17 protein-coding genes are annotated in these 25,783 nt (G+C 44.8%); 6 read left to right on the top strand and 11 right to left on the bottom strand.

Translation table 11 applies throughout. The features are described 5' to 3' along the window. Positions 1-232 precede the first annotated feature (232 nt). Positions 233-1,834 (bottom strand): alpha-amylase family glycosyl hydrolase, encoded by a 1,602-nt coding sequence (locus QQL36_RS21315; RefSeq protein WP_083728955.1) that lies wholly within the window; start codon positions 1,832-1,834, stop codon positions 233-235. A 97-nt stretch (positions 1,835-1,931) separates the two neighbouring features. Between QQL36_RS21315 and treZ the strand changes: the two genes are divergently transcribed. After that, a complete protein-coding gene (treZ, locus tag QQL36_RS21310; RefSeq protein ID WP_321566695.1) occupies positions 1,932-3,728 on the top strand; it encodes a malto-oligosyltrehalose trehalohydrolase in 1,797 nt (598 codons plus the stop codon). 151 nt (positions 3,729-3,879) lie between these two features. Here the strand turns inward: treZ and QQL36_RS21305 are convergent, their stop codons facing one another. The 4 genes from QQL36_RS21305 to QQL36_RS21290 are packed head-to-tail and all read right to left on the bottom strand — an operon-like array spanning position 3,880 to position 9,577. After that, positions 3,880-6,420 carry a DNA gyrase/topoisomerase IV subunit A gene (locus QQL36_RS21305; protein ID WP_083728957.1) on the bottom strand — a complete coding sequence of 847 codons (2,541 nt, stop codon included), beginning with the start codon at positions 6,418-6,420 and terminating at the stop codon, positions 3,880-3,882. A gap of 3 nt (positions 6,421-6,423) precedes the next feature. Continuing rightward, a complete protein-coding gene (locus tag QQL36_RS21300) occupies positions 6,424-6,822 on the bottom strand; it encodes a hypothetical protein (protein WP_083728959.1) in 399 nt (132 codons plus the stop codon). A 2-nt stretch (positions 6,823-6,824) separates the two neighbouring features. Next, positions 6,825-7,667, bottom strand: coding sequence for a DUF1835 domain-containing protein (locus tag QQL36_RS21295; protein WP_321566694.1), 843 nt, complete (start codon positions 7,665-7,667; stop codon positions 6,825-6,827). A gap of 8 nt (positions 7,668-7,675) precedes the next feature. Beyond that, positions 7,676-9,577, bottom strand: coding sequence for a DNA topoisomerase IV subunit B (locus tag QQL36_RS21290; RefSeq protein ID WP_083728963.1), 1,902 nt, complete (start codon positions 9,575-9,577; stop codon positions 7,676-7,678). A 322-nt stretch (positions 9,578-9,899) separates the two neighbouring features. On the opposite strand from QQL36_RS21290, the gene QQL36_RS21285 reads away from it, so the two are divergent. Beyond that, a complete protein-coding gene (locus QQL36_RS21285) occupies positions 9,900-10,055 on the top strand; it encodes a hypothetical protein (RefSeq protein WP_179091291.1) in 156 nt (51 codons plus the stop codon). Between the two features lie 213 nt (positions 10,056-10,268). Here QQL36_RS21285 and QQL36_RS21280 read toward each other — a convergent pair whose 3' ends face one another. Together QQL36_RS21280 and QQL36_RS21275 are read right to left on the bottom strand one after the other, a co-directional pair. Next, positions 10,269-10,937 carry a response regulator transcription factor gene (locus QQL36_RS21280; RefSeq protein WP_083571340.1) on the bottom strand — a complete coding sequence of 223 codons (669 nt, stop codon included), beginning with the start codon at positions 10,935-10,937 and terminating at the stop codon, positions 10,269-10,271. A 55-nt stretch (positions 10,938-10,992) separates the two neighbouring features. Further along, positions 10,993-14,130, bottom strand: coding sequence for a sensor histidine kinase (locus tag QQL36_RS21275; protein WP_083728966.1), 3,138 nt, complete (start codon positions 14,128-14,130; stop codon positions 10,993-10,995). A 136-nt stretch (positions 14,131-14,266) separates the two neighbouring features. Here QQL36_RS21275 and QQL36_RS21270 point away from each other — a divergent pair, with 136 nt between their 5' ends. From QQL36_RS21270 to QQL36_RS21255, 4 genes are all read left to right on the top strand, one after another. Continuing rightward, positions 14,267-15,295, top strand: coding sequence for a WD40/YVTN/BNR-like repeat-containing protein (locus tag QQL36_RS21270; protein WP_083728968.1), 1,029 nt, complete (start codon positions 14,267-14,269; stop codon positions 15,293-15,295). Between the two features lie 247 nt (positions 15,296-15,542). Next, positions 15,543-17,936, top strand: coding sequence for a glycoside hydrolase family 31 protein (locus QQL36_RS21265; protein WP_083728970.1), 2,394 nt, complete (start codon positions 15,543-15,545; stop codon positions 17,934-17,936). 511 nt (positions 17,937-18,447) lie between these two features. Further along, a complete protein-coding gene (locus QQL36_RS21260; protein ID WP_321566693.1) occupies positions 18,448-18,858 on the top strand; it encodes a KGG domain-containing protein in 411 nt (136 codons plus the stop codon). 245 nt (positions 18,859-19,103) lie between these two features. After that, on the top strand, positions 19,104-19,757 hold the full coding sequence (locus tag QQL36_RS21255; RefSeq protein WP_083728972.1) for a phosphatase PAP2 family protein: 654 nt from the start codon (positions 19,104-19,106) through the stop codon (positions 19,755-19,757). A 45-nt stretch (positions 19,758-19,802) separates the two neighbouring features. Here the strand turns inward: QQL36_RS21255 and QQL36_RS21250 are convergent, their stop codons facing one another. The 4 genes from QQL36_RS21250 to QQL36_RS21235 all read right to left on the bottom strand — a co-directional run bounded on the left by QQL36_RS21250 (position 19,803) and on the right by QQL36_RS21235 (position 25,758). Further along, complete coding sequence (locus QQL36_RS21250) at positions 19,803-20,396, bottom strand: toxin-antitoxin system YwqK family antitoxin (protein ID WP_083728974.1); 594 nt, start codon at positions 20,394-20,396, stop codon at positions 19,803-19,805. Positions 20,397-20,649: 253 nt separating this feature from the next. After that, entirely contained in the window at positions 20,650-21,576 is a 927-nt protein-coding gene (locus QQL36_RS21245) for a DUF4382 domain-containing protein (RefSeq protein WP_083728976.1), read from the bottom strand. Positions 21,577-21,898: 322 nt separating this feature from the next. Next, positions 21,899-23,833, bottom strand: a complete 1,935-nt coding sequence (gene glgB, locus QQL36_RS21240; protein ID WP_083728978.1) for a 1,4-alpha-glucan branching protein GlgB — start codon at positions 23,831-23,833, stop codon at positions 21,899-21,901. Between the two features lie 176 nt (positions 23,834-24,009). Beyond that, positions 24,010-25,758 (bottom strand): DEAD/DEAH box helicase, encoded by a 1,749-nt coding sequence (locus QQL36_RS21235; RefSeq protein WP_083729031.1) that lies wholly within the window; start codon positions 25,756-25,758, stop codon positions 24,010-24,012. Between the last annotated feature and the right edge of the window lie 25 nt (positions 25,759-25,783).

Below are 25,783 nucleotides of genomic sequence, written 5' to 3'. Positions count from 1 at the left end.
ATGTATCAAAAACAAATGAACCTCCTTAGAACTGCATAAATGGAAACCTGGCTCCATCAGGTATCCGAATGAATAGAGCGCGTATCTTACTTTTGATACACGCTCCTTTTTCTGAAAATGGTTTTCATTCCCCGTTGGTGAATTACCTCTTTCATGAAGGTTTATTCGGGTTCCTGATGGAGATCGTTCATCCTTGAAGTAATTCCGGGAAGGCGTATTTATTTTGAAACAACTACTTTTTATCTAACCTGATTATTAAACCTTCATCTCCATCCAAACTAATCGTATCACTCAATTGAATTCCTTCAGATTCCGGTATTGTAGATATTTCCACCTTACCAGAAAAACTAAAATCAGGGGGTCTGAAATAACAAGGCAAATGTGTCAGATTTAATACCATTAAAAACGTATCTGCATCTGCTGCTTCTCTTATATATGCCAGCATCTGGTTATCAGCAAACACAGGTACATATCTCCCTGCTGCCAATGCCGGTTCATTGGCTCTTAATGTGATCAATTCCCTGTGCAATGTCAGCATAGAATAAACATCATGCTGCTGCATCTCTACATTATCCCTGTGAAAGATCTTCGACAATCTTAGCCAGGGCTTGCCAGCTGTAAATCCTGCATGAACTGAATTATCCCACTGCATCGGCGTTCGCGATGGATCCCTGCTTAGGTTCTTATCAGGCATATTCAATCCCTGCGGATCTACCACTTCATTAATTGGTATCGCTACGTTGCGCATTGCTATTTCATCACCATAATAGATCGTAGGCGTACCACGCAATGTCAGTAATAGCATCGCTGCTACCCGTGCCTGTTGTGTCCCTACCCTACTCGCTATCCTGTGTTGATCATGGTTGCTCAATACCCAGTTCGGCCAACCATTTTCAGGCAAAGCCCCTTCGTACTGATCAATGGCCGAAGCGATCTGCAACGCCTGCCAGGGAAGTGTGAGCAACTGAAAATTAAATGGCAGATGCGCCCCCTTATTATCACTGCCATAATAAGTGACTAACTGATGTATGGGCAAATAAATTTCGCCGATCATCACCCGCTCATCATCGATCTCTTCCATCACCGACCGCATTTGGTGCACCAGTTCGTGTACTTCCTGCTGATCTGTTGAATACACGGGTAGCAACTGCGAGTAAGTGCTCATATGCGGTTCATAATTTGGATCAATCGGATTGTTACGAAACTGTGCATCTTTGATCATATGCCACATCACATCTACCCTGAATCCATCTACCCCCTTCTTCAGCCAAAACCGCATCACATCAAACATCGCCTGTTGCACTTGGGGATTGCGCCAGTTCAGATCGGGCTGTTCTTTTAAGAATGCATGATAATAATACTGCTGGGTAGTGTGGTCCCACTCCCACGCAATGCCACCAAACATACTCAGCCAGTTGTTCGGTGCTCCGCCATCTGGCTGTGGGTCATGCCATATGTACCAGTCACGTTTCGGATTATCTCTGCTGGAGCGGGATTCCTGGAACCAGGGATGCTGGTCTGATGTATGATTCGGTACCAGGTCCAGCAGTAACTTCATACCCCGCTTGTGTACTTCGGCCAGTAAGTGATCGAAGTCTGCCATATTGCCAAACAATGGATGGATACCTGTGTAATCGGAAATATCATATCCAAAATCCGCCATCGGAGAAGGATAAATAGGTGAAAGCCACACTGCGTTTATACCCAGCCACTGCAGGTAATCCAGTCTTTGCAGAATGCCTTTCAGATCTCCGACGCCATCGCCATTGCTATCCTGATAACTACGGGGATATACCTGGTAGATAATACCTGTCTGCCACCATTTTTTGTCCATAAGATCCGATTTAGGTTCTCATCATCGGAACAACATTTCTGCCAAACTATAACACGGCATAATCTTTTCTTATAGTCCTGCATAAGTTTGCCGCGATATGAAAAACACAGGGGCTTTTTACAAGCCGGATAATACATGTACTTTTTGCGTATGGGCACCGGAAAAAGAGCAGGTCACACTTCATCTTATCACCCCGGATGACAGGTCCATGGCAATGACTAAGGACGCGGAAGGATATTTTACTATTACGGTAGAAAATGTTCCTCCCGGCGCTACCTATTTTTATAATATCGATGAAAAAGATCTCCCCGACCCCGCTTCCGGCTGGCAACCACAGGATATCTTTGGACCTTCTGCTGTGGTGGATCACGATGCGTATCAGTGGCAGGATCTGCAATGGCATGGCTTGCCTTTTAAGGACCTGATTTTATATGAATTGCATGTAGGCACCTTTTCTCCGGAAGGCACCTTTGAAGGGATCATTCCTTACCTGGACGACCTGAAAGAGACCGGCATCAATGCACTGGAACTAATGCCCGTGTGTCAGTTTCCCGGTGAGCGGAACTGGGGGTATGATGGGGTGTATCAGTATGCCGTGCATCATTCTTATGGCGGACCGGAAGGATTGAAAAAATTAGTGGATGCCTGTCATCAACGGGGTATCGCCGTGTTGTTGGATGTGGTGTACAATCACCTGGGTGGGGAAGGCAACTATTTTGACCATTTTGGGCCTTATTTTTCGGAGATCTATGCTATTCCCTGGGGTAGTGCTATAAATTTCGATGGGGCTTATTCTGACGGTCCTAAGGGATATTTTGCGAATAATGTAATCCATTGGTTTCAGCAGTATCATATTGATGGTTTAAGACTGGATGCGGTGCATTGTATTTTTGACAATAGTGCGGTGACGTTGTGGGAGGTGATCCATGATAAGGTGAAAGAATTAGAAGCTACTACCGGGCGGAAATACTACCTCATTGGCGAGAGCGATCTGAATTCACCGAATATAATGAAAAGCCCCTGCGATGGGGGTATGGGATTAGATGCCCAGTGGCTGGATGACTTTCATCATATACTGTACGTACTATTGGACAAAGCAGGGCAATCCCGGTATGCGGATTTTAATAAATTAGAACAATTAGCGAAGGCATATAAAGATGGATTCGTGCATACAGGAGAATATGTGCAGTTCAGGAAACGGCGGTATGGGCGTAGCTCTGCGGGTATTACAGGAGAACATTTTGTAGTGTTTAACCAGAATCATGACCAGGTTGGGAATAGAGTGAAAGGAGAAAGATTATCAGTACTCATTGATCAGGCAAGATTGAAAATAGCGGCGGCAGCGATCTTTTTATCACCGTATGTACCCATGTTGTTTATGGGGGAGGAATATGGAGAGGATAATCCATTTTTCTTTTTTGTAAGTTATAAGGAAGAGGAACATATTAAAGGAATTCAGGAAGGTCGGAAAAAAGAATTTGAGTCATTTTTGAAAGAAGGCGAGATGTTTCCTGATCCACAATCTGAGGAAACGTTTATTCAGTCAAAGCTGGATTGGGGAAAAAGGAAGCAGGGTAAATATAAAGAGCTATTAGAATGGCATAAGAAATTGATACAATTAAGACGGGATAATGAGATTTTGCAGAATACCAGTAAGGATGATTTGTTTGTGCAGCTGATAGGAGAAAAAGGGTATGTATTGCATCGGCAGAGTAGAAATGGCTTGGAGCATTTGTTATGCTTATTCAATCTTTCCGATGAGACCTTAGAATATGAGTTGCCTACCTTCAAAGAAGAATGGAATAAAATATTAGACTCGGGGAATCATGAAAATTCCCTGAAGGCAAATGAAAAAAGCGCCTTACAACCCACGAGTATTGTGATTTATGGATAGCCCCCAAATGGCGAATAACCAAACTAAAAAGCTTTTGCCTACAGCAAAAGCTTTTTAGTTTGGTTATTCGCTGAATTTTGTAAGCTGGCCTGCGGCCAGCTTACAAAATTCAGTTCACGAAATTCAGCTTACTAAAGCTTATTCAATTTCCTTAAAATAACTCTCCCTGTGGATTCCCATTCCCCTCATCCGGCTCCTCTTCTTCACTCGCCAATTCAGCACTGATCAAATCATCTCCCGCAATCCTCGTACCTACGGTCTTCCACCCGGTCACCTCTACAAATTCCGCCAGATCTATCTCCTCTTCCTCCGGACTCCGCTTCTTACCAGTTTTAAGTAATATCACCGGCTCTGAATGCGTAGTGATCATCTCCAGATAATTCCCCTGACCTTCTTTTATAAACAGGAACTTATTATTCAGCGTCTGCGTTTCAATCTTAAAGCGCTTCGCATTAAACTGCTTCTTATCTGCATCAAAGTAAATCGCTGACACTATCTTCTCAGGATTGAACTTCTCTATATACACCAGTTCATTCGGATCATACCTGTTCGTCAACTCAAAATTCGTCAACTCATATGTACCATTCTTAAACGCCACAAACACCTTATCTTCCCCTTCAAATGAACCAATATACACCCCTCTCTCCTCTGTATTCAATCTGCCTACCTGGTCATCATACCAGAGCTTCAGCCCTGCTAATGTAGACACACCGGCTTCCTTGAACTTCACTGTACGGATCGGGTACTTCGTCACCTGGTTACCCATTGAGTTACGCCCCTTTATCGCAATCGTCTCAAAGAACAGGTCAAACTCTTTGTTCCTCGCCGCACAGTTCGGGCTCAGACGGATGCTCACCACTTCCGCTTCTCCATTTGGATTCGCAGTAAAGTAATGCACCTTGGAATTCTTCTCTCCCTTCGTAGTCAGGTCATATTCTTTATTCAGTGTAATACCTGTCACATTAAAGCGCTTCGCGTAACTGATACCAGACTTACCATCCACATAGATCATGTTGTAAGTAGTACGCTCGTCGCCCTTACGGAAGATATCGATATGAATAATATCCTTCCCTACAAAGGTCTTATCTGCTACCTTGGTCACCAGCATCTTACCATCCTTACGGAAAATAATGAGGTTGTCAAGGTCAGAACAATCTGCTATAAATTCGTCCTTTTTAAGCGAAGTACCCACGAAACCTTCTGCACGATTCACATAGATCTTGGTATTCGCCATCGCCACCTGCTGTACCTGGATGGTATCGAAGGTTTTGATTTCGGTGATACGCTCACGGCCTTTACCATACTTCTTCAGCAGACCTTCGTAGTAAGATACAGTGAAGTCTGTCAGGTTCGCCAGGTCATGTTTTACCTGTTTGATATCGGCATCGATCGCTTTGATTTGTTCATTCAGTTCATTGATATCGAGACGGTAAATACGGCGTACCGGCTTCTCAGTCAGTTTCACGATATCTTCGCGCGTGATATCCCTTTTCAGGTTCTTTTTATAAGGAACAAAGCGCTTGTCGATCGCTGCGATCACGGCATCCCAGTCCTTATGCTTCTCTTCCAGCTCCTTGTAGATCTGCTTTTCGAAGAAGATCTTTTCCAGGGAGGTGTAGTGCCATTTCTCCTGCAACTCCGACAGCCTGATTTCCAGCTCTCGTTTCAGCAGATCTTTGGTAAACTCCGCAGAGTATCTTAAAAGATCCGATACGGTGATAAAGCGGGGTTTATCTTCTACGATCACGCAGGCATTGGGAGAAACAGAGATCTCACAATCCGTGAACGCATACAGCGCATCGATGGTGATATCAGGAGAAATACCCGGTGCCAGTTGTACCTCAATTTCAACATCCTTCGCGGTATTATCTACCACTTTCTTGATCTTGATCTTGCCGGTATCGTTCGCCTTTACGATGGATTCCATCAGGGCCGTTGTGGTCACCCCATAAGGGACGTCCTTGATGAGGAGGGTCTTTTTATCTTTCTCTTCTATGTGCGCACGTACGCGTACCTTACCACCACGTTTACCGTCGTTGTAGTTCGCCACGTCGATCATACCGCCGGTAATGAAGTCGGGATACAGATCGAACTTTCTGCCACGCAGGTATTTTATAGAAGCATCAATCAGTTCGTTGAAGTTGTGCGGCAGGATCTTGGTAGACAAGCCCACAGCGATACCTTCTGCTCCCTGTGCCAGCAGCATCGGGAACTTCATAGGCAGTGCCAGCGGCTCGTTCTTACGGCCGTCATAACTTACCTGCCATGAGGTTGTTTTGGGATTGAAGGCTACATCCAGTGCAAATTTGGATAAACGCGCCTCGATGTAACGGGGTGCCGCTGCATCGTCGCCGGTGCGTACATCGCCCCAGTTACCCTGTGTTTCGATCAACAGGTCTTTCTGCCCCATGTTCACAATGGCATCTCCAATAGAAGCATCCCCATGTGGGTGAAACTGCATGGTAGTACCGATGATGTTCGCCACTTTGTTGAAGCGTCCGTCATCCAGTTCCTTCATAGCATGAAGGATACGACGTTGTACTGGCTTTAATCCATCTTCCACGCTGGGTACAGCACGCTCCAATATTACATACGAAGCGTAATCCAGGAACCAGCTTTCATACATTCCCCCGATGTGGGTAATGTTATGTAAGGATTCGTCCGTTGGTTGTGTATTATCGATGTCGCTCATAATCTATTTGTTGATCATCTTTTCAAATTCGTCTCTCCATATCCGCACGGAATCTTTGCGCACATCATCCATAGAGTTCATTTCGATAAAGCAGCAGTCGGTATCGGCTACCAACTGATGCCATACCAGGATAGGTACTTCTATTCTGGCGGGTGCAATGGCCCTGATGGTCTGAATGCTGTCGCCGCCTAATGGACACCAGTGAATGCTGGCTTCTCCGGTCAGGAGGTACAATATTTCAGGATTCTTGTGGGCGCTTTTGCCTTCATGATAATGCTGTCCGCTGCTGCTGCCAGCCTTGCGATAGCAAAGTATCATTTCGCCTGTACGGTCACTGGACCATACGTGGTTACTCCCTCTCTCGTCGGCACCGACCAGTTCTACCGGCGTTACTTTGATCATGATTATACCAGTTTAACTTCGAAGTCTTTGCTTGCTTTCAGTTCGCCTTTGCTTTCCAGTTTTCCCTGTTTCACCAGTTCTTTCATACGCCAGCCCAGGTATTGGTCCATGATAGGATATTTCATTTTACCAGTTACCTGGTTGATGACCTTATTCGCTTTCTGGAACTCTGCATTACTTGCCGCCAGCAAGTCTTTATCATAAAAAGATGCTGGTTCCCCTCTCAGTTTTTTGCCTCCTTCCAGCAGCCGGATGCCCGCGTTCTCGTTCATCAGGCGGCTCCATTCATCGCCATCCAGTTCGAACTCTGCCAGGGATATAGCCCTCGCCAGTTTCTTTGCTTTCAGGAATTCCTTAGGGAGGATCTGATGCAGGTGGGTGGGATAGAATACGCCTCCTTTTTCATTCAGGAAAGGCAGGTTATTGAGATAGATGATGAAGATACGGCCAGCAAAATCGTACAACTGGCTCACCAGCCAGAAATAGCCGCTTACGTCGCGGGCATTCTGTCCGGCCCAGATCCATACCTGTAGTTCAGCATCAGCTTTAAGACGGGCTTTCAGTTCTTTGAATTTTTCCGGGTCAGGACTTACTTCTTCCACCGGCGGTGTTGCAGGATCTGCTTCCAGTAAAACCGGCGCTGCAGGTGCCTCTACCCCGGCCAGCTGGTTCCACCATTGACGGCGACCAGCCTGTCCATCTTTTGTATCAAGTATGAACAGGGGGCCGATGGACAGATCATCCTCAAAATACAGGATGTCTCCCTTCAGTTGCTCATCCAGTTCAAACGCACCTTGTATCGGAGCTACGGATGGTTCACCAAATACGATATGCACAGTTTCCATTCAGTCTTTTATTCTGCTTCTTCAATCAGGTCCTTTTCGTACCTGAGGTTACCAATAATAAATTCCTGTCTTGTCTGGGTGTTTTTGCCCATATAGTATTCCAGCAGTTTCTGGATATGTGTGTCCTTGGACAGGATCACCGGTTCCACCTTCATATCATCACTGATGAAAGTACCGAATTCCTCAGGAGAGATCTCTCCCAGACCTTTGAATCGGGTAATTTCCGGCTTGTTGCCCAGCTTTTTGATTGCTTTTTGTTTCTCTTCTTCTGTGTAGCAATAAATAGTGGTCTGCTTGTTACGTACACGGAACAAGGGTGTGTCCAGAATGTACAGGTGACCGTTCTTTACCAGATCAGGGAAGAACTGCAGGAAGAAGGTGAGCAGCAACAAACGGATGTGCATACCATCCACATCGGCATCGGTAGCCACCACGATCCTGTTGTAACGCAGGCCTTCCAGTCCTTCTTCAATGTTGAGCGCGTGCTGAAGCAGGTTGAACTCTTCATTTTCGTACACGATCTTCTTGGTCAGACCAAAACTGTTCAGTGGCTTACCACGAAGACTGAATACGGCTTGTGTTTCCACATTGCGGGACTTGGTAATGGAACCGCTGGCACTATCACCCTCTGTAATGAAGATGGTAGTGTTCAGTCGTTTACTTTCCAGGTCGCCTTTATCTCTTGTTGGAACTTCGTCATTGAAGTGCAGGCGGCAGTCACGCAGCTTGCGGTTATGCAGGTTTGCTTTCTTGGCTCTTTCGTTTGCCAGTTTCTTAATACCTGCCAATTCTTTACGTTCACGTTCACTCTGCTCGATACGACGCTTCAGAGCGTCGGCAGTAGCAGGGTTCTTGTGCAGGAAGTCGTCCAGGTGTTTGGAGAAGAAGTCAAGCACGAAAGCCTTCATAGAAGGACCGTTCTCGTATACGGTGAGGGAACCCAGTTTTGTCTTGGTCTGTGATTCGAACACCGGCTCCTGTACCCTTAGGGAAATCGCCGCACAGATAGAGGTACGAATGTCCGTCGCTTCGTAGTCTTTCTTATAAAAGTCCCTCACGGTCTTTACAAAAGCCTCACGGAAAGCCGCCAGGTGCGTACCACCCTGCGTCGTGTGCTGCCCGTTTACGAAGGAGTAATATTCCTCTCCGTACTGGCTGGCGTGGGTGATGGCTACTTCTATATCCTCACCTCTTAAATGAATGATTGGGTACCGCAGCTCATCCTCATTGGTTTTGCGCTGCAGCAGGTCCAGTAATCCATTTTTGGAGACGTATTTTTTATCATTGAAGTTGATGGTAAGACCCGCATTCAGGAAACAATAGTTCCACATCTGGTTTTCCAGGAACTCAGGGATATAACGGTAGTTGCGGAATACGGAATCATCGGGGATGAAGGTTACCAGTGTACCATTGGGTTCTTTGGTAGGGGCTTCCTTGTATTCTTTGGTGAGTATGCCCCGCTCGAATTCCGCTACTTTGGAGCGGCCATCGCGGATGGATTCTACGCGGAAGTAATTGGAAAGAGCGTTCACCGCTTTGGTACCCACCCCGTTCAGACCTACAGATTTCTGGAAGGCCTTGCTATCGTACTTGGCGCCGGTGTTGATCTTACTCACCACATCCACCACCTTCCCGAGCGGAATACCACGTCCGAAATCGCGGATCGTCACATTATGTTCTGTCACTTTAATATCCACCTGCTTGCCGAAGCCCATTGTGTGCTCGTCAATACAGTTATCCACCACCTCTTTCAGCAAAATATAGATGCCATCGTCCATACTGGAACCATCTCCCAGCTTACCGATATACATACCCGGACGAAGTCGGATGTGTTCACGCCAGTCGAGCGAACGAATGGAGTCTTCGGTATAGGCTGATGCTGCTAGATCTTTCTTATCCGTGTTAGCCATAATATATAGAAATTCCAATTTACAGTTCAAAATGGGGTAATTCCCTGACCGGGAGCAATATTACTAAAACTTTTAGCAAAATCCGGTTGCGGGCAAAAATAAAGGTTTCGTCGTATGATCCCAAGTGGAAATTATACAATATGATGAATTAAGTGGTAAACCGGCATCTCACATTACGATTTTCCTCCCTGCTTTCCGGTATTTTTCACAAAAACCCACGCAAAATTACACTTAAATGTTACTCAGCGCATTATCTTTACATGAGTAAATTTTCTATATTTACGAAGTAACGTATTTTGTCTTAACACCTATGTCCTAATCTATGAAAACACTCTTTTTTATCCTTGTGATAACTATTTTTGCCGCAGCACTCGTGGTAACTTACCTGGTAAATAAGGAGCAGCGCTCCATGAACCGTTTAAGCGATACTTTCATCAAGCTGATTCAGAAGTTCGACTCCTGGCAGATGATGAGATAGTTTTGTTTTATCTCCTAATCTTTATTCCAATTTTCCTATGAAAACCAATCTTTTATTTAGACTGGCATGTATAGCAATTGCAGCAGTAGTGCTGTCTGTGCACCTTATGCGCAAGAATTTACGTGCGTAACAATTTAATCATCTCATTAAAAAAAGCCGGACCGCTTCGCGATCCGGCTTTTTTTTAAAGCCCACCCCTGGGGGGCCGGAATTTTATCTGTTGTAATACTTATTCACGGCATCCGTTCTACTTCTCACATGCAACTTTTCGTAAATATTATGCACGTGCCTTCTCACCGTTTCAATGCTAATGAATAAATTACTCGCAATTTCCTTATACAGGAATCCTTTGCTCAACTGATCCAGGATCTCCTTTTCTCTGGAAGTCAATGCCTCCAAAGCCGGATTTGGCTTCGCCTGCTTCTGGAAGTAAGCGACCACCCTTCTGGCAATCTGGGAACTCATTGGAGAACCACCTTCATGCAGGTCCCTGATTGCTTCCAGTAATTCACCCGGAGGTGTTTTTTTCAAAATATACCCGCTTGCACCTGCTTCCAATGCCTGGAAGATCTTGTCATCATCCTCGTATACCGTCAGCATCATAAAGTGCATATCGGGGTATTCATTCTTCAGCCGCGCAATGCACTCAATACCATTCATCCCGCCAGGCAGGTTAAAATCCATCAGTACTACATTGGGTAACAAATTGGGGATCTGTTCAACGGCCGTCTCCGCATTATTGAAGGCACCAATACACGCATAACCATCAGAGCCATTGATTAATAGTTCCATGGCTGTACGAATATCATGGTTATCTTCAACAATCGCCACAGAAATAATATCCATATTATCCTGCGATTTCTTCTTAGAGTATACAGTCATTTATATCAGTTGTTATTATTTTTGTATGAGGTCAAACCAATTTGCAAATATAGACTTAAATTAATGGTATATCCAGGAAAACTCTGGTACCATTATCCGATGAGATATCAGCAGACCCGCCTACCGCCGCCATCCTTTTCTGGATGTTTTTCAGCCCGTTTCCAAACAATCTCACTTTCTCCTGATCAAAGCCCTTACCATTATCTTTTAGCATAATGGTCATGTTCTTATGCATTTCTATTTGTATCACTACTTCTGTAGCCTGTGCATGTTTCACCACATTATGCAAGGATTCCTTTACAGCAAGGTAGATATTCCGCCGGGTTCCGCCACTCAACTTGATATTGGGTATACTTTCCGGAATATAAAACTGATGCGTGATATGCGCATGTTCCAGAAAGTCAGCTGCAAAGCTACGCATATATGCGATCAAATTCTCTAAAGAATCATTTGAAGAATTCATCGCCCAGATTATTTCACTCATTTTGTCCACCAGCTCACCTGCCGCTTCCGATATCCGCTCTATCTCCCTCGTCTGAGTAGGATCCTGGATCTTGCGCTTCGCAATTTCGCTGAGTAGTCTTATTGTGGACAAGCCGGATCCCAGGTCATCATGCATATCACTCGATATACGCGCACGCTCCTGGTCTACCGCCTGCTCTTTTTCCAGTTTTAGTTTCTCATGCCGGATCTTGTAGTCGAGATAGAGCGTCGAGAAATAATACGCCACACCCAGCAACAACAATAACAACAGGAACCGGAACCACAGCGATTGCCAGAACGGAATACGGATCACAATTTCCAGCGAGGTCGGCGTACTGTTCCATATGTCGTCGTTGTTAGACGCTCTTACATTGAAAGTATATGTACCCGGCCGCAGGTTTGTATAGCGTGCCATTCTAAAGGCCCCCGCCTGTACCCAGTCTTCGTCCGCACCATCCAGTTTATACTGCACCTTGTTCTTCAATGGATTAGTAAATTCCAGTGGTACGAATTCTATCGCGATGGTATTGTGGTTGTAGGGCAATTCGATCCTTCGCAGCAATGACAATGCCGTATCGGATTCGTACGGTTTATCCAGTACCTCCATGCGCATGATCACTACTTTCGGTTTGGAAGGGTTGTTCCTGAAATCCTTCGGATAAAACCCGTTTACACCCCGGATACCTCCAAAGAACAACTCCCCATCTGTAGATTTATAAAATGCACCGGTGTTGAATTCGTTTGATTGCAGACCGTCTTCGTAATTGTAAGTAGTGATCTCGTCGGTAACCTGGTTGATCTGCGACAGACCTTTGTTATGACTCACCCAAATACGGTCTTTATCATCGAGTAGTACACCGTAGAAATAATCATTTACCAGTGAAGGGAAGGTGTAACTATTGTAATGCTGAATGATCCGGTTCTTTTCATCCATCACGAACAGTCCTTTGGAAGTCGCTACCAGCAACTGTTTGTGTGCATTCTTATTGATTGATTTCACTATCGTACCAGCTGGTAACGCCATCTTTTCCCAACCCGGACTATCCGCTTTTTTCACATACACCGCTACCTTGGTACCTACGTATTTATTGCCCAGAAAATCTTCAAAATATGTAGTGAGTACTTCATCTGGAAATTCGTGTATGATCGATGCTTTGTAGGTTTTACCCACCTGCACTAACTGTAGCAGATAACTGCCGTAGTTGAAGTAAATCTCGCCGGTATTGCGCTTGAACAGGAAAGGATAGATATCTTCCTGGTTGGGCATGCCCAGTGCTTTTACTGCTGGTGTGAGATTTTCAAAACGATGAGTATGTACATTGAACAAACCGATGTACATGTCAGAGAAATGGAACCACAGGTGTTCAAAATCTTCCCGGCAAATGGCATTCAGGTTCTTGGCAGGAAATACGTTGTTCTTTCCATCATCAGCCGGAATACGTTCCAGCCACTTCCCTCCTTTCTCGTAGATGTCCAATCCGTCGTGCATGAGGCCTACATAGAGTTTGCCGTCGTCATGTTTGTACACGGCCCTTACCATATTGTGCGTGATAAAGGGTGAGCGGTACAGGTTAAACACCTTCTTGTTAGGAGAATATTTTTTTATTCCATCGCCATCTGTACCTACCCACATATTGTCGCTCGCATCGCGGTACAGGTAGGCCACTACATTCCAGCTCCGGGTTTCAGAGCCATTGAAAGTAACGATGTGATTTATGATTTCGTTGCGTTTAATATTATAAACGATGATACCGTCTGTACCGCCTATCCACACATTGCCATGCTGATCGAGCTCCATACAGAGCGGTACGAAGGAGATATCTTTTTCATCGTGCTGATCAAAGGTGAGATCTGTATATTTATTCAGTTTCTTGTTGAAGATAACCACGTGTCCCTGCGATGCAATGATGAGGGTATCGCTATTCAGGCTACGTATTACAGGGTGAGTGGTAATGCCGGGTAAACAGTAAGTAGTAACGCGGAGTGTTTTGGTATTCATGGCCATCAGTTCGCCCGCCTCAAAGTTCATCCATATATTGTTGCCATCTTTTATCACGGCAGTTGCCGACAACCCTTTGCGTATCATAGCAGGTGGGTACAGGATCAGTCGTCTGATGGCGTATGTTTTGTCGTCGAGCACATACAAGCCTTTGGATGGGCGCCATACATAGAGCGCATTGAGGGTGGTATCCTCACCCAGGATCTTGAACTTTCTGCCTGAATCCCCCTCGGCACTGTTGGCCAGGGTGGTATCTTCCAGTACGTTTTCAAAACTGTTGCGGTATTCGTCGTATACGCTGATGCCGTAATTGTGAGTGAGTATAAGCTGATGCCGGGCATTGCGGTACAGGGAGTAACCTTTGTAACCTTTCAGGGCGAAGCGGTTGATGAGGGCACGCCCACCGGTGTTAGACCGGGTACCCAGATTACCCTTTCCCTGCCCCGCTATCTCGCGGGAACTTGGGTTATACCGGTATTCGTTGAACACATAGCCATCAAAACGGTTTACACCGTCGTGCGTAGCAATCCACATAAATCCCTGATTATCCTCCAATATGTCGTACACAGAATTTTGAGAAAGCCCTTCATTCACCCCGTAAGAGTCGAATATATAAGGCTTTTCCTGTGCATGCAACACAGTCACTGGTAAGGTGCATAGGAAAAACAATAAAATAGTCCTCGTTATCTGCGCCGCCCGTTGCAATGACAATATTATAGATTAATAGAGGTTAGTAATGCATGTTAAAACTGTGTCCAAAAAAACGCAGTGCTTGCAAATATATAAATCTGCTACACACTTTCTAATGATTTTGTAATTTTCTTGCCTGAACAGTCAATAATAACCCATGCAAAAATTCAGCAAATCCTTACTGCTACTACATTCTGTATTCTTTATCCACATTTTTTCTGCCTATGCACAGCAACAGCCTGCCATTAAACTACTTGAAATCCCGCCCATAGCCAGTATCAGGGGATTATCGGTGGTAAATGACTCCGTTGTGTGGGTGTCGGGCACCGGCGGACAGGCTGGTTTGACCACTGATGGAGGCAAACATTGGCAATGGATGAAGGTCCCAAATCATGATAGTGCCGACTGGCGTAGTTTACATGCATTCAGCAGTCAGCGGGCGCTACTTTTAAACGCCGGTTCTCCTGCCCATGTGATGCTGACCAACGATGGTGGCAAATCGTGGGAGACAGCATATGAGGATACTTCAAAAGGCATTTTTTTTGATGATATCGCATTCCTGAATGACTCAGCCGGATTTGCGATTGGTGATCCTATGCCACCAGACAATAAATTTGCCGTTATCACCACTGAAGACAGGGGTAAAACCTGGACGCGCCCCATGCATCTATTAATGGCGGAACCCGGCGAAGCCATCTTTGCCGCCAGTGGTACCAATGTAGCAGTATGTGCGAATGAAAAAGGTGGTATTATTACCGGGGGACAGGTAAGCCGGTTTATTCCCGGCGATGGCAGCCAAAAACCAGTATTACTACCTATTACGCAGGGTAGTCCCAGCAAAGGTGCATTTTCACTGGCTTTCAAACCAGATGGCAAAACAGGGGTGATCGTAGGTGGTGATTATCAGCACGATAAAGACACCACTAATAATTGTGTGTACACCACTGATGATGGTAAAACCTGGACCGTCTCTCCTGCACCTCCTGCCGGTTACCGCTCCTGTGTTGTGTATGTGAAAGGAAATATATTTATTGCGACCGGTACTTCTGGTACAGATATTTCAAGGGATGGTGGTGTACATTGGCAAAAGATCAGTGAACAGGGATTTCATGTGGCTGGCGTATCGCCCGATGGAAAGAAGATCTGGCTGGCGGGTAGCCGTAAACTGGGAATGATTCAGCTTTAAATAAAAAAGGGGTATTGAAAAACACCCCCGAAAAATAGGTTAAAGCAAAAAGTATATTATTCAGAAGGGAAAGATAATCCGGGAATGCTTTACTTGTATGTGAATTTTCGCCAATGTGTTATTTTTACGGGTAAACGACGGATAATCAGCGTCGAATGATATAAAATCGAAACACTGTTATAACAATATATTTTTGCCTAATTTAGGCATCGATAGGGAAAGAGAATGGTATTAATAAAAGCGAACTATGCAAGTAACGACCTCATCTGGTAAGTATTCGGTCAAGCACTATCCGGATACCATTAAAGAGTGGAAAAAAGAAGGTAACTACTTCTATTTTTATACGTCGGAGACAATCCTGGAAGTAAGGATCATATCAGATAAGATCATCCGGTTCCGCTATGCTGCTGATGGAAAGTTTCAACGTGATTTCTCGTACGCGGTAAGCGACCGATTGGAAGAAACACCTGTCAACTTTGGACTGAGGGAATTCGAAGAAAACTTTGAACTCTATACAGATATCCTGCGCATTTACATCAACCGCGATGACCTGCGCCTCACCATCACCGACTCGGAAGGCCGCATTATCAATCAGGACGAAATGGGCTTCCACTGGCAGTATTACCTGCAGAAAGGGGGTAAGATCGTATACTGTAGCAAGCAGATACAGGAAGGCGAATGCTTCTATGGCATGGGCGATAAGCCCACCGATCTGAACATGCATGGCAAACGCGTAGAAAACTTCGGAACCGATGCCTATGGCTATCAGAAAGACACTGATCCGCTGTACAGGAACATTCCGTTTTACTACGGCCTGCACCAGGGCATTGGCTATGGTATTTTCTTCGACAATACCTTCCGTACTATCTTCGACTTTGGGAAGGAACGTGAGAACACAACCAGCTTCTGGGCCAGGGGTGGTGAAATGAATTACTACTTCATTTACGGACCTGAATTACTACAGGTAGCCGAAGGATATACAAAGATTACCGGTACGCCAGACCTTCCGCCCATGTGGGCTTTGGGCTACCAGCAATGTCGCTGGAGCTACTATCCTGATAAACGCGTCAGAGAGATTGCCGCTGAATTCCGTAAACGCGAAATTCCCTGTGATGTGATCCATCTTGACATCGATTACATGGAAGGCTTCCGCTGTTTTACATGGAGCAAGGAAGGATTTCCTGAACCGGTAGGACTGATCAAAGATTTGTCTGCAATGGGCTTCAAGATAGTGGTCATCATCGATCCGGGTATAAAGGTAGATCCTGACTATGCTATTTATCAGCAGGGTATTCAAAAAGATTATTTCTGTAAGCGGGCCGATGGCGCACTCATGGAAGGCGATGTATGGCCCGGCAAATGCGTATTCCCGGACTATACCAATCCTGAAGTGAGAAAGTGGTGGGCCAGCCTGTTCAAAGGCCTGGTAGACACTGGCGTACGCGGTGTGTGGAATGATATGAACGAACCTGCCGTTTTTGAAATGGGCACCTTCCCTGAAGACGTGCGCCATGACTACGACGGCGAGGCAGTGAGTCATCGTAAGGCACACAACATTTACGGTCACCTCATGAGTAAATCGACGGAAGCAGGTATGCGCAAATACCTCATGCCACACCGTCCGTTTGTAATAAGCCGTTCCTGCTATGCCGGTGCACAACGCTGGACCTCCCTGTGGACGGGAGATAATGTGAGCAGCTGGGATCACCTGTGGCTGGCTACCATACAGGCACAGCGACTGGCCGTATCCGGTATTTCCTTTGTCGGCAGCGATATCGGTGGATTTATCGGTGAGCCGGATGGTGAACTGTATGTACGCTGGATACAATTAGCGGTATTCCATCCGCTGATGCGTACCCACTCTGCCAGCAATGAAACCGGTTTTGACCAGGAACCATGGAGCTTTGGCGGTGAATATGAAGAAGTGGCGAAGAAGTTTATTCAGCTGCGCTACCAGTTATTACCTTACCTGTATACAACCTTCTGGCAATATAGTGTGAACGGAACACCGATGATGCGTCCGCTGGCTTTCGTAGATCAGCATGACAAAGAAACACATGACCGTACACATGAATTCATGCTGGGCGATAACCTGCTCATCAGTCATGTGAGCGAAAAAGGTATGAAGGAAAAAGAAGTGTACCTGCCCGCAGGACAATGGTATTACTACTGGAATGACCAGCTTTTCAACGGTAAACAATCTGTGAAAGTGGCAACCCCGCTGGAAGAGATGCCACTGTTTGTAAAAGCAGGGGCCGTAATTCCTCATTATAACAAAATCCAGTATGTAGAACAGCGCGATGCGGAAGAGATGATCCTGCACGTGTATTATAGCGATCAGATCACCAACAGCGTACTCTACGAAGACGCCGGCGATCACTATGGTTATAAGAACGGTCAGTACAACAATATTCGTTTCAAACAGGTGTCAACCAAACAGCAATTTGAGTTGAGGAAACGTTTCTTTGGTAATTACGATGCCGCTTACAAAAAGCATCATATTTATATACATGGTTTACCATTTAAACCAAAGGAATATATCATAGATGGCAAGGCAGTGAAACTCTCTGTTGCCAATGCAACCGGTGGTGTGTTCAAGATAATAGCAGAACGTAAATTTGAGACGCTTGTGATACGATAACAGGAACATCATTTATACAAACTACAAATCCCAAATTCTCATGTATGAAGAATTTGGGATTTGTAGTTTTAAACCCATTTGATCTAAAAAAAAGGGCACTGTAGATTGAGATCTTAGTGCCTTTTCATAACCTATGCCAACTTTAGAGTTAATCAAAATTAACACGTTATAACGTATACACAAACACTCATATCAAAATGAACAAAATGAACGGAACGCTCAACATTGAACGAAGAATATTTAGTTAATAAGAAGTTATGAAATGGGTTTTCGCTTGTTATCACAACCTTTCCCTTAACAAATTGTTTGGAATAAGGGCACATTTGCTACACATTGTTAAGCATACTCCACGGTTTCTGGTGTGAGATATGTTGAAATAGTATGTGTAACACTGTATTACAATGGGTTATAAATACGCGGCATAATAGTTGTGCCTTCTATGACAGAGAATATGTTTTATTATCTGATGTTAAACGGAACCCATTATTAAACCTTTCAAAATTCATTTCTTATGGCTGCAGAACAAAACAATCACTTCACCCAGGAACAAGAAAAACTCGAAAGGGAGCATTCGCACGAGCACAATCATGGACATGAGCAACATGGAAGTAATGCTCACCAGGGTCACAATTCTGAAGCAGAAGACAAACCCAAATCAGAAACTCCAAGTCGAAAAGATAAACGGGGTTTTGCCTCTATGGATGCATCCATGCAGCGGGCGATAGCCAGTAAAGGCGGTCGTGCTGCGCATGCGCAGGGGGTAGCCCATGAGTTTAATTCTGCTGAAGCACGCGAAGCCGGCCGTAAAGGCGGTGTTGCAGTAAGCCGGAACAGACAGCATATGGCCGAAATAGGTAAGAAAGGCGGAGAAGCAGCGCACAATAAAAGAAAAAAAGCACAGCAGCAACAGAACGCTGAGTAACGGTTTGCCCTGAAAGTTCTTGATGTTTTTCCCAAAATGAGGGATTGCCTGAAATGTGGATCACACATTGCGGTAATCCCTTTTTTATGTGGGGGAGAAGTTCTACATATAGCGGCCTGCGACAGCTGAGAAGATTTACTTTGTAGCGTAATATCTTTAGCAGATCCATTGTTAGCTGAATCCCTTAGAGTATCCTTATTGGCAGGATCCTTCTTATTAGGATTTTTATTACTTTTATCCCCATTATGAAATCTACCATTCGCCAATTACGCTTCTTCCTCATCCCCTATTCAGTTTTATTCACCATTGCCCTCACACTCAAGATAATTTTCACAAGAGAAGAAATATACTTTTTCATTAATGGATTGCACTTCCCGGCTGGAGATGTGCTTTTCAAATATGTAACAGAAATGGGTGGGGCTACTACTGCTTTTTCAATCGTATTGATCCTGTTATTTGTAAGATACCGATATAGTTTATTACTGGCCAGCAGTTACCTGCTGACCAGTTTGATAAATTTCCCTTTGAAATATATCGTGGGTGCTCCACGACCAAAATTGTATTTCACCGATTCACCTCATGCTATTTATTATGTACCAGATGTAGAAGTGCTCTCGAATCATTTCAGTTTTCCGTCAGGACATACAGTATGCGCATTCACCACAGCAGTGGTGTTGACTTTCATTAGTCCCCGCAAGTGGTATGGGTATATTTACTTTCTGCTGGCAGTACTGGTAGCTTATTCCAGAATGTACCTCAGTCAGCATTTCTTTGAAGATGTGACAGCTGGTTCGTTTGAAGCAGTAGTAGTTGTGACCTGTTGGATTGCCTGGTTTAATAATCGTGCTTTCTTCCGGCACCCTGGTTGGGAAGGTGCGCTAAGCAGGAAAGATGATTAGTGCTTTTTGTCCCTTTGCTCAATAAGGTATGATGAACTGGAAAATTTAGTGCTTTTTATTCCCTGACTGATGTGGTAACTGAGAAGGTTGCGCCGGGAGTTTTTTTGGTACCTTATTCGTAATGGTATCCAGTTCCTCAGCACTTACCGGCTCTCCCCTTTTGTAATATTCTTTCACCATATTCCCATCTTCATCATAGATCTTCCACAGACCATCGCGCAGTGAAGTCGCATTCCTTTTGATCTCTTCGAATTTTTCTTCCTGGGTAACAGGATCGATCACTCTGTAGCTTTCTACCGTGTCATCCACGTCTTTAGCTACAAAATTACCTTCCGCACTTACCAGACCATTCAGATAAAAATAACGGGCCGGACCATTCAGTGCATTGTGTTTGAAAGTTTCCTCTGCGATAATAGCACCAGATGGCGCGTATTTTTTCCAGAGCCCTTCCTTACGGTCGTCTACATAGGAACCTTCCCAGGTGTAGCCGTCTTCGCCACGGGTGGCGGCAACTTCTTCGGACCATTCGCCCTGCTTACGTTTTTGGTCGTCTTTTTTGTTTAGTTTAATAGTGAAGCCCTGCGAATAGACAATAAAGCATAACAGTTGTAGTACAGAAAATGCGAGGAGTTTTCTCATTCAGAAGTATTTTGCACAAGTTAGTAATTTTTAATATATCTAGTCTTTGAGTGCATTTGCTACGCACAAGGGGTCGGGGTTGTTTTATTTAAAACGACCGTCCTTTCAGCACCACAGGCCCATCTACGAAAAATTGTAGCTTTCGCAGAAGGTGAAAGCTACAATTTTTCCCAAAAAAGAAAGGCTATATCAATAACGATATAGCCTCCCATTTTATGATGGTGTGTCTTAGTCCTTATATCCTTTTTCTATACTACTTACTCAGTTTAATCGCATCTACTGATGTATTCTTACCGATCTCAATCTTAACACCAGTGATTGTAGTATCAGCATATCCATTTGATGCATTTACATACACATTGTAAGTACCTGTGTTCAGCCCCCTGATCTTCCACTCACCACTCTTCCATGGTAAAGCATAAGCCGTATCTGTATCATTGTACACAGTCAGTACCGGATAAGCATCATAAGGAGTTACTTTACCAGAAATACTACCTGTTTCAGATACCAGGAATACGTGGATTACCGGACGCAGTACAAACTTACCATTACCAGTTTGAACGATAGAACGATCTACATCAAAGTCCAGCCACAGACGGTAGTTACCGCTCTGGTATTCTTCCCATTCTTCAGGACGGATATTCACTACCAGTTTCACCTGGCCATTTGCAGCCTTCAGCGGATACTGTACGCTGTCTTTTACAACGTAGCTGTTCGCACCCAGGTTGATCTGAATTCTCCTTACTTTACCCACAGGCACTACACCTTCAGAGAGTAAAGTATCGGCACCGTTACGCAGGGTGAGTATATCGTACACACCAGGAGAGATCGCCAGAGAATCCCATACTTTGCAGGAATCATCACGGTCGTTTTTGTCTTCTCCCCAGTGGCAACGGTTGTAATCATTACCCCAGTCGTCGTCTCCGCCATTGTTATCACCTTTCCCTTTGCCATTTGCACCGTCGCAGGTGTCTACTAATACCTGAATTGATTTGATGTCCAGAAATACATTGTCAAAGCGGCTACCCGGATCATCTGCCAGGAAAATGTTCAGTCTTTGTTGGTTTGCGCCGAGGCCTGTGGATGAACTGGAGTTATCCTTTTTACAGGAATACACGACTACAGCCAACAATACTAACGTGGCTAGCCCCCATCCGGAAGTGCGGAGATAGGTCTTCATAAAAGAATGGTTTTTTTTGGTTTTAATAATAAAGATAAAGCCTCCTACTACAGACTTGCACGATATTTACTGCTTTCAGTAAGCTTACTTTAGATCGAAAAAATAAACAAAAGTTTAACAGCGTATAATTATTGCTCATATACTTCTCAATAAACTATCATTCAATTTTTTACGAAGAGTGGTTTTTAATTCTGTGTGCAATTTAGTACTCTTCCTGATGGGGATTCATCGCGGAATTCAGGGATTTTGTCGCAAACATTGACCCATAAAAAAGTCCTTCCCAAATGGAAAGGACTACTAACTTTATCAATACGAATAACATCTATACTTTTTTGAATATGGCAGCCCCCAATGGCGGCAGTCGTAACAACAGTGTATAATCTTTTCCATTATACGCCTGCTCTGTTGCTTTCACCACAGCGGTATTAACGACTCCACTGCCAAAAAACGCTGGCGCATCACTATTCAATATCTCTTTCCAGCTGCCTCCTTCATTTATCCCCAGCAAATAATTCTCTCTCGCTATCGGCGTCATATTTAATACGACTAATATATTATCCGAATCCTCTTTGCCTTTTCTTAAATATGACAACACACTATTATCATAGTCCGACACATTCACCCACTCAAATCCATAATACTCAAACTGCTTGATGTACAATGCCGGCTCTGTCTTATACAAATGATTCAATGCCTTTACAAATCCTTTCAAACCCTGATGTGACGGATGTTCCATCAAATGCCAGTCCAGCTGGGATTTATAATTCCACTCCGATGTTTGCCCAAACTCATCACCCATAAACAACAACTTCGTACCCGGATGCGTAAACATATAACTATACATCAAACGCAGGTTCGCAAATTTCTGCCAGTCATCACCCGGCATCTTATACAACATCGGCGATTTTCCATGCACTACTTCATCATGACTCAATGGCAACATAAAGTTCTCCGTAAATGCATAGGCGATACTAAATGTAAGCTGATCCTGATGAAACTTCCTGTAGTAAGGATCCCGTTTAAAAAACGCCAGCGTATCATTCATCCAGCCCATCATCCACTTCATCCCAAATCCTAATCCACCCATGAACACGGGTCTTGACACCCCGTAAAAAGAAGTAGACTCCTCAGCGATCGTCTGCACATCCGGAAAGAGTGAATAAATGGTGGCATTCATATTCTTCAGAAAAGAAATCGCTTCCAGGTTCCCCTCTCCCCCATGCTCATTGGGTTCCCATGCACCTGCTTCGCGTGAATAATTCAAATGTATCATAGACGCAACAGCATCCACACGTAATCCGTCTGCATGAAATTTATCAAGCCAGAATATGGCATTGCTCAATAAGAAAGACCGCACTTCATTGCGCGCATAGTTGAAGATGTAACTGTTCCAGTCAGGATGAAAACCTTTCCGCATATCAGCATATTCATACGTATGACTGCCGTCAAAACGGAACAACCCATGCTCATCATATGGAAAATGCGAAGGCACCCAATCCAGGATCACACCGATACCTGCCTGGTGAAACGCATCTATAAATGCCATGAATTCCTGCGGTGTACCATATCGGGAAGTAGGTGCATAATACCCCGTTCCCTGATATCCCCATGAACCGTCAAAAGGGTGTTCCATTACCGGCATCAGTTCCACATGGGTAAAACCCATTTCCTGTACATATGGGATCAATTTTGCGGCTATTTCACCGTAATTGTAAAATACCTCGTGGTCATTCGGATCTGGCCGCTGCCAGCTACCCAAATGCAATTCGTACACTGAATATGGACTCTGCAGACTATTGTGCTGACTCCGTGTCTCCATCCAGCTGCTGTCGTTCCACTTGTAATCCAGCTCCCAGGTAATAGATGCCGTCTTGGGACGCAGTTCCCAGTAGTTAGCATAAGGATCCCCTTTGCGGAGTTCCTCCCCCGAATTGGACCGGATAAAATATTTGTAGCATACCCCTGCTTCTACCTGCGGAATGAATCCTTCCCAAATCCCCGATTTGTCCCATCGGGGGTACAAATGGTGACGATGCTGGTCCCAGTCATTGAAGTCTCCTATCACGGACAAGTACGTCGCATTTGGGGCCCAAACTGCGAAATACGTACCATTCACCCCCTGAAACGTGGTTTGATGGGAGCCAAATTTTTCATAAAGATGCGGGTGTTTGCCCTCCTGAAACAATGTAATATCTTGTTCAGAAAAGAGTGAAAAGGGCTCTACGGGCTGTAATTGATGCGTGTTTTCTTTAGTCATAAACCGGGAAAGGACTGTGGATACAAGATAGTTCAAATTTTGAATTTGGAAGCCCAATCGTGATCATATCATCAACTATCCGGCCATAATAAAATCCGGCGAAGGCTTCCTTCCTAAAAACAAAAATCCCATCTCGTGTAATAACGAGACGGGATTCTAATATTCATTTAAGTCGATTAATATCTCTTCTTATATCCTGGGCGTGAACCTGCTCCACTGCCGCTACCGCTACCTTCCCAACGACGTTTGCCACCACCGTCTTCACGGCTACGACCTCCGCCACCCGGGCCACCGCTTCTGCGACGATCACCATCCTGTGACATTTCAATTCTCACGCTGCGACCATTGTAATCAGCTTTCTTGAAAGTCTCCTGGAATTTATCTACTACATCGTTTTCTACTTCAAAGAAGGAGTAAACACCTTTCAGATCAATACGACCGATCTTGTTACCACGTACGCCACTGGTATCGCACAGGTAGCGCAGCATATCGCCACGGGTAAAGTCATCTACTGAACCCAGGTTGATAAACAGACGGGTGAATTTACCAGTACCACGTGCACCACGTTCAGCACCAGCTTCGAAAGTACGTTTTTCTTCCTTCACGTTCAGATCAGGTGCATCCTGGTAGTATTCCAGGAACTGGTTGAACTCAAGAGAAGCGAAACGTTTGATGATCTCTTCTTTGCTCATGTTCTGGAACTCTTCATATATACGTTCCAGGTATGGTTCAATCTGTTCTTCGTTTACAATTACGGCGTGAACTTTATGCACCAGGCCAAACAGTTGTTTTTCACATACTGCAAAACCATCTGGCACTTCTGCCTTCACAAATTTCTTACCGATCACACGTTCGATCTGACGGATTTTACCGATGTCACGGCTGCTGATGATAGCGATAGATATACCTGATTTACCGGCACGTGCGGTACGACCGGAACGGTGCGTGTAGTTTTCTACGTCATCAGGCAGTTCGTAGTTGATAACGTGTGTTACGTTGTCAACGTCGATACCACGTGCAGCAACGTCAGTTGCTACCAGTACCTGCAGTGATTTTTCGCGGAAGCGCTTCATCACTTTATCACGCTGTTGCTGGGTCAGGTCACCGTGCAGAGCATCGGCGTTGTAACCATCACGAATCAGTGATTCTGCGATTTCCTGTGATTCTATTTTAGTACGGGTGAAGATGATACCGAAGATCTCAGGGTTGAAATCCACGATACGTTTCAGCGCCGCATATTTTTCGCGGGGACGTACGATGTAGTATTCGTGCTCGATGTTGACATTACCGCTGTTCTTGTTACCTACAGTCAGTTCGAACGGATCGGTCATGTATTTCTGAGCGATACGGCGTACTTCCTGTGGCATAGTAGCGGAGAACAACCAGGTGGTTTTTCCTTCAGGAGTGTTGGAAAGAATACTGTTGATGTCTTCCTGGAAACCCATGTTCAGCATTTCATCTGCTTCATCCAGTACAACATAACGTACGTTTGTGAAATTAACCGCTTTACGGTCAATAATATCCAGCAAACGACCAGGAGTAGCTATCACGATGTGTACGCCTCTCTTCAGGTCGCGCAATTGCTGTACAATGCTGGAACCGCCATATACCGCTACGATGCTTACATCTCCCAGGTGCTTGCTGAAGTTCTTCAGGTCATTGGTGATTTGCAGGCATAGTTCACGGGTAGGGCATAATATAAGCCCCTGAGGGTGACGCTGTTTAATATCTATCTGTTGTAACAAAGGCAGGCCAAATGCTGCCGTCTTACCTGTGCCCGTCTGGGCTAAACCTACGAAGTCTCTATCTCCGCCCAATAGAACAGGAATAGCTTTTTCCTGTATTGGTGTAGGCGCTACGAATCCGAGGTCCTGGATTCCTTTTAAAAGGGGCTCTTGTAAGCCTAATGTTTCAAATGTTATCATTGATTTGCTTTGATCAGGCTCCGTC

Source organism: Chitinophaga sp. LS1, from assembly GCF_034274695.1.
Taxonomy (GTDB): Bacteria; Bacteroidota; Bacteroidia; order Chitinophagales; family Chitinophagaceae; genus Chitinophaga.
The sequence above is the reverse complement of the archived record's forward strand: the minus strand, read 5'-3'. Positions and strand labels throughout refer to the sequence as shown.